Genomic DNA, 8,789 nt, shown 5'->3' with positions numbered 1-8,789 from the left:
TCTATCTTGTTTTGTCGATTTAAGTCGCTAGGTCATTCTCAATTTACTCGAAAAATCTTACTCTCTCTTATTTTCAAAATTACATCACTGTAATTTTGTGCTGTCAATTCAATATGTCTATGAACGTGTCATTCTTTTTTTTGTTCGCTACTGTTTCAGTTAGCGGGTGCAAAAGTACAACTCTTTTTTAATCTGGCAAGCTTTTTTGAAAAAATTTTTTGTTTATTTTTTCCTGACCACTTACCCAATATTTTTAAGAACTTGTACGCCCCAATTCTTTCGTTTCGGGTCGGCAAAGATACTACCTTTACTTTTTATTATCCAAATCTTTTTTAAACTTTTTTTAAAGTTTTTTTGATTTGTTTAATCCTTCAGTTTATGTATGAACTTCTGCTCTAATGCGGGTGCAAAAGTAGAAATCTTTTCTTTAAACACAAGCCTTTTCCAATCTTTTTTTTGCCTTTTTTTTAATGCATTTCTTAACTCCCTGATAACAAGGATTTAATACACAAAAATTTTTTTTAGAGATTTGCAGCTAAGACACCAAATCACGAAATTTTGTTTGAAACATATAAGTCACAGATGTGTTTTATTACTTATATATAGTATAGGTAAAGTTAATAAAAGTGGGTGTGAGCTTAACTGCGTTAAGCTATAGCCTGCTGCGCAGGAAATTCCTAATTCGGCGGAAGGACAACTCGCGCTGCGAGCCAGTGGAATAGTTATCTGGAATGCTAAATACCTACTTCTAATCTTTTTTAACATTATACCTTATATATATTGTATGGATTTTATTATTCTACTATATTTGCAACTTATAAATTTTAAACAATGATAAAAGTTACTTTACCCGACGGGTCGGTTAAGGAGATGGCTCAAGGAGTTACTCCAATGGATGTTGCGAAAAGCATTAGTGAAGGTTTAGCTAGAAATGTAATTTCTGCTTCCTATAATGGTACCACTATTGAAACGACGACGACCTTAACAACGGATGGTACTCTTATATTATATACTTGGAATGACAAAGAGGGTAAAAAAGCTTTTTGGCATTCGACTTCGCACGTGATGGCGCAAGCTTTGGAAGAAATTTTCCATGGAATTAAATTAACGCTTGGACCTGCGATTGATAATGGTTTTTATTACGATGTGGATTTTGGTGATAAAAAAATTACGGATGCTGATTTCAAAAAGATTGAAGACCGTGTGCTAGAAATTTCGAGAGAGAAGCATGAATTTAAAATGCGTTCGGTTTCAAAAGCAGAAGCATTGGAGGTTTATAAAAATAATGAGTACAAAACGGAATTGATTTCGAACTTAGAAGACGGAACTATTACATTTTGTGACCATTCGAATTTCTTTGATTTGTGTCGTGGTGGTCATATTCCGAATACAGGTATTATCAAGGCGATGAAAATTTTATCGGTGGCGGGTGCGTACTGGAGAGGTGATGAAAAAAACAAGCAGTTAACTCGTGTTTACGGAATTTCGTTCCCAAAACAAAAAGACTTAACGGATTACCTTGAATTATTAGAAGAAGCAAAACGCCGCGATCATAGAAAATTAGGAAAAGAATTAGAATTATTCCATTTCTCACAAAAAGTAGGTCAAGGATTACCATTATGGTTGCCAAAAGGAGCTGCTTTGCGCGATAGATTAGAGCAATTCTTGAAAAAAGCACAGAAAAAAGCAGGTTACGAGCAAGTAGTCACACCTCATATTGGAATGAAGGACTTGTACGTTACATCTGGACATTATGCTAAATATGGTGCGGATAGTTTCCAACCAATTCACACACCAGCTGAAGGTGAAGAGTTCTTGTTAAAACCAATGAACTGTCCACACCACTGTGAAATTTACAATGCAAGACCTTGGTCGTACAAAGATTTACCAAAGCGTTATGCTGAATTTGGAACAGTATATCGTTATGAGCAATCAGGAGAATTGCATGGATTAACTCGTGTTAGAGGATTTACTCAAGATGATGCGCATATTTTTTGTACGCCTGATCAATTAGATGCTGAGTTCAAAAATGTTATCGATTTAGTATTGTACGTTTTTGGTTCATTAGGATTTGAAAACTTTACGGCTCAGGTTTCGGTTCGTGATTTAGATAATCCAGATAAATATATAGGTAGCGTTGAAAACTGGGAAAAAGCAGAAAATGCAATTATCAGTGCAGCGAAAGATAAAGGATTGAATTATGTGATTGAAGCTGGTGAAGCGGCTTTCTATGGTCCGAAATTGGATTTCATGGTAAAAGATGCTTTAGGCAGAAGTTGGCAATTAGGAACGATTCAGGTGGATTACAATTTACCAGAGCGTTTTGAGTTGTCTTATAAAGGTGCGGATGACAAGTTACATCGCCCTGTTATGATTCATCGAGCGCCTTTTGGTTCAATGGAACGTTTTATCGCGATTTTATTGGAACACACAGCAGGAAATTTCCCAATTTGGTTGATGCCAGAGCAAGCTATAATTCTGTCTTTGAGTGAGAAATATGAAAATTATGCAAAAAAAGTTTTAGATTTGCTAGAAAATCACGAAATTCGCGCCCTAATTGACAACCGAAATGAAACAATCGGAAAGAAAATTAGAGAAGCGGAGATGAACAAATATCCGTTTATGCTGATTGTTGGCGAGGAAGAAGAGAAAAACGGAACCATTTCTGTTAGACAACGCGGACAAGAAGGAAAAGGAAATATATCGGTTACTATTGAGCAATTTGCTGCAATGATAAACGAAGAAATCAATAAAACATTAAAACAATTTTAAGTTTAACTAAAATAATAAAGCCATAGCAATTAGAAACAACAGAGGTTTTCAACCTCGCGAAGAGAAAAAAGCAGCACACCGTATCAATAATTTAATACGTGTTGCTGAAGTACGTTTAGTAGGTGAAAATATTGAACCAGGAGTTTACAAAATAGCCGATGCACTTCGTTTAGCTGAAGAGCAGGAAGTTGATTTGGTAGAAATTTCTCCAAATGCTGAACCGCCAGTTTGTAAATTGATGGATTATGGTAAATTTTTATACCAACAAAAGAAAAGAGATAAAGAATTAAAAGCTAAATCTACTCAAATTGTAATCAAGGAGATTCGTTTTGGACCTCAAACAGATGAGCATGATTATGAATTTAAGAAAAAGAACGCTTTAAAATTTTTACAAGATGGTGCTAAATTAAAAGCATTTGTGTTTTTTAAAGGACGTTCAATTATCTATAAAGAGCAAGGACAAATCTTGTTATTACGTTTAGCTCAAGAATTGGAAGAATATGGTAAAGTAGAAGCCATGCCAGTTTTAGAAGGAAAACGTATGATTATGTACATCGCTCCTAAGAAAAAAGGAAAATAAGAGTTAAAAACTCTTTGAAAAATAATAAGTAAGATAGATTATAAATACAGGAAGAAAATGCCTAAAATGAAAACGAAATCTAGTGCTAAGAAACGATTCAAAGTTACTGGTTCTGGAAAAATCAAAAGAAAACACGCTTTTAAAAGTCACATTTTGACTAAAAAATCTAAAAAGCGTAAATTAGCTTTAACTCATTCTACTTTGGTTCACCCAACAGATGAGAGAAGCATTAAACAACAATTAAATATTATTTAATCGTTGTTTGGTTAAAACAATTTAGTAACCCTGGAGTGGGCTGAATGAAGTACAAAATACAAAGTAAAAAGTACAAAGTGCGGAATTTAAAAGTATCGAAAGATCGCCTTACTACAAAAAACATTTAAAATTATGCCAAGAGCAACAAATTCAGTAGCATCAAAAGCTAGAAAAAAAAGAGTATTAAAACAAGCCAAAGGTTTCTTTGGAAGACGTAAAAACGTTTGGACTGTAGCTAAAAACGCGGTAGAAAAAGCAATGGTTTATGCTTACCGTGATAGAAAACAAAACAAAAGAAATTTCCGTGCTTTATGGATTACGCGTATCAATGCTGGTGCACGTTTACATGGTATGAGTTATTCTCAATTTATGGGTAAAGCCAAAGCTAACAATATCGAATTGAACCGTAAAGTTCTTGCTGATTTAGCTATGAATCACCCAGCTGCTTTCACAGCTATCGTTAACAAAATTAAATAATTACGTCTAACTCAGTTTATCTTACTTATATATTAAACCACGCTTAGGCGTGGTTTTTTATTTATAACTTAATTTTTAATATATGAAACTCGTATTTGCTTCAAACAATAAAAATAAAATTAAAGAAATTCAAGCATTAGTTCCTTCTAAAATTCAAATAATTAGTTTAGAAGACATTGGTTGCTTTGATGACATACCTGAAACTGCCGATACAATAGAAGGAAATGCAATACTGAAGGCAAATTATGTAACTGAAAAATTTGGACTAAACTGCTTCGCTGATGATTCAGGATTAGAAGTAGATGCACTTAATGGTGCTCCTGGAGTATATTCTGCTAGATATGCTGGAGAACCAAAAAATGATGAAAAAAACATTGATAAATTACTACTAAATCTTGCTAACAAAACTAATAGGGCTGCAAATTTTAAAACAGTAATAGCACTTAATTATAATGGTAAACAAATTCTTTTTACAGGAATAATTAATGGCAAAATTATCACAGAAAAAATTGGTACGAATGGATTTGGATATGATCCTATTTTTGTCGCTAATGAATATGAAAAAACCTTTGCCGAACTATCTTTAGAAGAAAAATCAACCATTAGTCACAGAGGAAAAGCAGTAAAACAACTCATCAAATTTTTAGAAGAAAAAAACATGTAAACAAAAGACAAAATCCTTTTTTTTTAAAAATAATATTTCTAAAAAATAATTAACAAATTGAAAATCAATAAGTAACAAATTAGTTTATCTAGTATTTAAACTGTACCTTTGCACCCAATTTAAAATATTATATGAATAAATTTGAACAATTAGGATTGAATGAGTCGCTACTGCTGGCGATTAAAGATCTAGGATTTGAAAATCCGTCAGAAGTGCAAGAAAAAGCGATTCCAGTACTATTGGAACAAAACACAGATTTAGTTGCCCTAGCGCAAACAGGTACAGGGAAAACCGCAGCTTTTGGTTTCCCGCTAATTCAAAAAATTGATGCTGAAAATAGAAACACACAAGCATTAATTTTATCGCCAACACGTGAATTATGCTTACAAATCACCAACGAGATTAAATTATACTCAAAGTACATAAAGGGGTTACATACCGTGGCTGTTTATGGTGGTGCAAGCATTACAGAACAAGCTAGAGAAGTTAAACGTGGTGCACAAATTATTGTGGCTACACCAGGTAGAATGCAAGACATGATTAATCGTGGCCTTGTGAACATTAAAAACATCGATTTTTGCATCTTAGACGAGGCAGATGAAATGTTAAACATGGGATTCTACGACGACATTTGTTCCATTTTATCGGACACACCTGACGAGAAAAACACATGGTTATTCTCTGCAACTATGCCAGCTGAAGTAGCACGCATTGCAAAACAATTTATGGCAGAACCAAAAGAAATTACTGTTGGAAGTAAAAATTCTGGTTCAGCAACCGTTTCCCACGAATTTTATGTTGTTAATGCACGTGATCGTTACGAAGCCTTAAAACGTTTAGCAGATGCTAACCCAGATATTTTCTCGGTTGTATTTTGTAGAACTAAAAGAGACACTCAAGCAGTTGCTGAAAAACTTATCGAAGATGGTTATAACGCAGCAGCATTACACGGTGATTTATCGCAAGCACAACGTGATGGTGTGATGAAATCATTTAGAGGACGTCAAATCCAAATGCTTGTAGCAACAGATGTAGCTGCACGTGGAATAGACGTTGATAACGTAACTCACGTAGTAAATTATCAATTACCAGACGAAATTGAAACCTATAATCACCGATCAGGAAGAACTGGTAGAGCTGGAAAACTAGGCACATCAATCGTTATCATTACGAAAAGCGAAATCAGAAAAATACACTCAATTGAACGTATTATTCAACAAAAATTTCAAGAAAAAACAATTCCTTCTGGAATTGAAATCTGCGAAATTCAGTTATTACACTTAGCAAACAAAATTAAAGATACTGAAGTTGATCATGATATTGACAACTATTTACCTGCTATTAATGAAGTTTTAGATGGTTTATCTAAAGAAGAATTAATCAAGAAAATGGTTTCTGTTGAATTCAATAGATTTATCAATTACTACAAATCTAAACGTGATATTACTGGCGAAAGAAGCAACGATAGAGAAAGAAGCTCTGAACCAAGAGAAATTAGAGCGGGTGATCCTGTCCGTTATTTCATTAACATTGGTGCAAGAGACGATTTTGATTGGATGCAATTGAAAGACTTCATCAAAGAAACTTTAGATTTAGGTCGTGATGACGTATTTAAAGTAGATGTAAAAGAAGGCTTTTCTTTCTTCAATACAGACGGTGAACACACTGAAAAAGTAATGGAAGTGTTAAACGGTTATGACATGAACGGAAGAAGAATCAACGTTGAAATCTCAAAAAATGATGGTGGCGGAAGACGTGACCATAATGGAAGAAATTCTGGTGGTGGAAGACGTGAAGGCGGATTTAGAGGCGAAAGAAGTAGTTCTACACCAAGAAGAGAAGGTGGTTTCCGTAGCGACAGAAATAGTTCAGCTCCAAGAAGAGAAGGCGGATTTAGAGGGGAAAGAAGTAGTTCTGCTCCTAGAAGAGAAGGTGGATTTTCAGATAGAGCACCAAGACGTTCTGAAAACGCGAGTGATTCATCTAGACCAAGGAGACCGAGAAGAAGTTAACACAAAATCGTTAATTTTCTTATAAAATTACTGAAAACTGTAGAATATCATCATTTGATTTGTATTTTTGACTCAATTATGCATCAAATGAAATATTTTACAGTTTTTCTTTTTTCAATACTATCTAATTTTGTGAATGCTCAAAATGACTCATTAGTTACTATCAAAGGAACAGTTATCAATAATGAAACCAAGCTTCCACTTAGTAATGTTAATGTAATCAATGCTACGCGAGTTATAGGAACAGCTACTTCTGGGAGTGGTACTTTTGAAATTGCAACAAAACTTAATGATACGCTTTTGTTTTCTTATATTGGGTATGAAACTGTAAAAGTAAAAGTTACTAACGATTGGATTAAAAACAATCCTACTAAGATTTACCTAACAGAAAAAGCATATGTCCTAGACGAAGTAATAGTTAGACAATATGAACTTACCGGATATGTTGAAGTCGATACAGAATTAATACCAGTAGCTGCTGACGGTTATCGTTATAGTATTTCTGGACTCAATGCAGGTTATGAAGCTGGTGATAAATCTCCAGGAGCAGTCTCAAGAGTAATTGGTTCCATATTTAATCCTGCAGACTTATTGTATAATGTCTTTGGAAAAAGACCTGCTGAAATGAAAAAACTAAAAGAAATGAAAAAAGACGATACCGTCAGAAATCTTTTAGCTACTAAATTTGATAGAGAAACCCTTGCAGCTCTATTAGAGATTGATAAAGATGATATTCCTCAAATTTTAGAAAATTGCAATTACTCAGAATATTTTATTCAAACGGCAAATGATTTACAAATCATGGATGCTATTAGTTTATGCTATGAAGAATATAAAATATTGAAAAAAAATAAATAGTTATCAGAATGACTAAGTTTTTAAAAATTGTTTTTTTGTTTATTGTGTTTCAAGCTGAAGCTCAAAGTCAATCCAATAAAGTTCTAATTCCTTATCGTGATAAAAATCTTTGGGGTTTATCTGATACTTTAGGAAACATAAAGGTTAAACCCTTATACAAAGAAATTAAACACTTTATAATAGACTATGACAATAATTTTGCTTCAAGATATGTTGTAAAATCCAACAAAACCTTTTATGTAATTGACCAAAATAAAAAAATTTTATTACCTGAACTTAACCCTTACGATTCGATTTATTTAAATAAAAATTATCCTAATCATTTTTGGGTTTTCAAAAAAGGAAAAGTAGGTCTATTCCACAAAAACAAAGAAATTATTGGTTGTTTATATGACAAAATTACTGTTTCTGAAAATGAAAGCTATGAAGTTCAAATAGGTAAACTTTCTGGATTAATAAATTCGTTAGGTAAACTTATTATTCCCATAGAATATTTAAGAATTCGACCATCATGGGATGATGAAGATGAGAAAAATCCAAAATTTGTTTGGTTAGCTAAAGGTATGCTGGCAGAAAAAAAGTTTTACGATACCAGAATTACAAATAAATCTGATGCCTACGGTGCAGATAAAATTTATGGTGACGTTTCAGTTAGTGAAGCATCAACGTATGATTATAAGGATGTTAAAAAGAAATTAGAGTCTAAATATGATGTTGTAGGTGAATTTGACAAATACAGTAAACATGTTTATGTAACCTTGAACCAAAAAAAGGGAGTCGTAAATCTTACCAATCAAGAAGAAATGGTTGCACCAAAGCATGACGAAATCAAATATTTTAGTATTGATAAAGATAAATATGTGTTCTTAGTTAAATCAAATCAAAAATATGGTTTAGTAAAAGAAGGTAATCAAGTGCTTTTAGAAAACGAATTTGATAAAATAGAATACGATAATATAACCAGATTATATATTTTAGAGAAAGAAAATAAAAAAGGTTGCATCGTTTTCAATACAATTTACCCTTACATAAAACCAAAATATTTGTCAATTAAAAGTTTAGATGGTATTCAAATTACAAATAGATGGCAATTTGGACTTTTTGAAGTAACTACCGAAAAAGGGAAAGGAATTGTAGGCGAAAATGGTGTCGAATTTTTTAAAGATTAGCA

Annotated in this window: 8 protein-coding genes; all 8 read left to right on the top strand. The window is 32.9% G+C overall.

The annotated features are described in order from the left end of the window. Nucleotides 1–831: 831 nt before the first annotated feature. The 8 genes from thrS to VK164_RS02780 all read left to right on the top strand — a co-directional run bounded on the left by thrS (nucleotide 832) and on the right by VK164_RS02780 (nucleotide 8,787). Nucleotides 832–2,772, top strand: a complete 1,941-nt coding sequence (gene thrS / locus VK164_RS02815; protein WP_324207887.1) for a threonine--tRNA ligase — start codon at nucleotides 832–834, stop codon at nucleotides 2,770–2,772. A 28-nt stretch (nucleotides 2,773–2,800) separates the two neighbouring features. Then, nucleotides 2,801–3,352, top strand: coding sequence for a translation initiation factor IF-3 (gene infC, locus VK164_RS02810; RefSeq protein WP_288982376.1), 552 nt, complete (start codon nucleotides 2,801–2,803; stop codon nucleotides 3,350–3,352). Between the two features lie 57 nt (nucleotides 3,353–3,409). Next, complete coding sequence (gene rpmI / locus VK164_RS02805; RefSeq protein ID WP_026726127.1) at nucleotides 3,410–3,607, top strand: 50S ribosomal protein L35; 198 nt, start codon at nucleotides 3,410–3,412, stop codon at nucleotides 3,605–3,607. A gap of 132 nt (nucleotides 3,608–3,739) precedes the next feature. After that, nucleotides 3,740–4,084 (top strand): 50S ribosomal protein L20, encoded by a 345-nt coding sequence (gene rplT, locus VK164_RS02800; protein ID WP_166237422.1) that lies wholly within the window; start codon nucleotides 3,740–3,742, stop codon nucleotides 4,082–4,084. 82 nt (nucleotides 4,085–4,166) lie between these two features. Then, nucleotides 4,167–4,748 carry a non-canonical purine NTP diphosphatase gene (locus VK164_RS02795; RefSeq protein ID WP_324207886.1) on the top strand — a complete coding sequence of 194 codons (582 nt, stop codon included), beginning with the start codon at nucleotides 4,167–4,169 and terminating at the stop codon, nucleotides 4,746–4,748. A gap of 131 nt (nucleotides 4,749–4,879) precedes the next feature. Then, a complete protein-coding gene (locus tag VK164_RS02790; protein WP_324207885.1) occupies nucleotides 4,880–6,760 on the top strand; it encodes a DEAD/DEAH box helicase in 1,881 nt (626 codons plus the stop codon). Nucleotides 6,761–6,847: 87 nt separating this feature from the next. After that, entirely contained in the window at nucleotides 6,848–7,618 is a 771-nt protein-coding gene (locus tag VK164_RS02785; protein WP_324207884.1) for a carboxypeptidase-like regulatory domain-containing protein, read from the top strand. A gap of 8 nt (nucleotides 7,619–7,626) precedes the next feature. Continuing rightward, entirely contained in the window at nucleotides 7,627–8,787 is a 1,161-nt protein-coding gene (locus VK164_RS02780; RefSeq protein WP_324207883.1) for a WG repeat-containing protein, read from the top strand. Nucleotides 8,788–8,789: the final 2 nt, after the last annotated feature.

Origin of the sequence: Flavobacterium sp. (assembly GCF_035299005.1) — a bacterium.
Lineage (GTDB): Bacteria > Bacteroidota > Bacteroidia > Flavobacteriales > Flavobacteriaceae > Flavobacterium.
The sequence above is the reverse complement of the archived record's forward strand: the minus strand, read 5'-3'. Positions and strand labels throughout refer to the sequence as shown.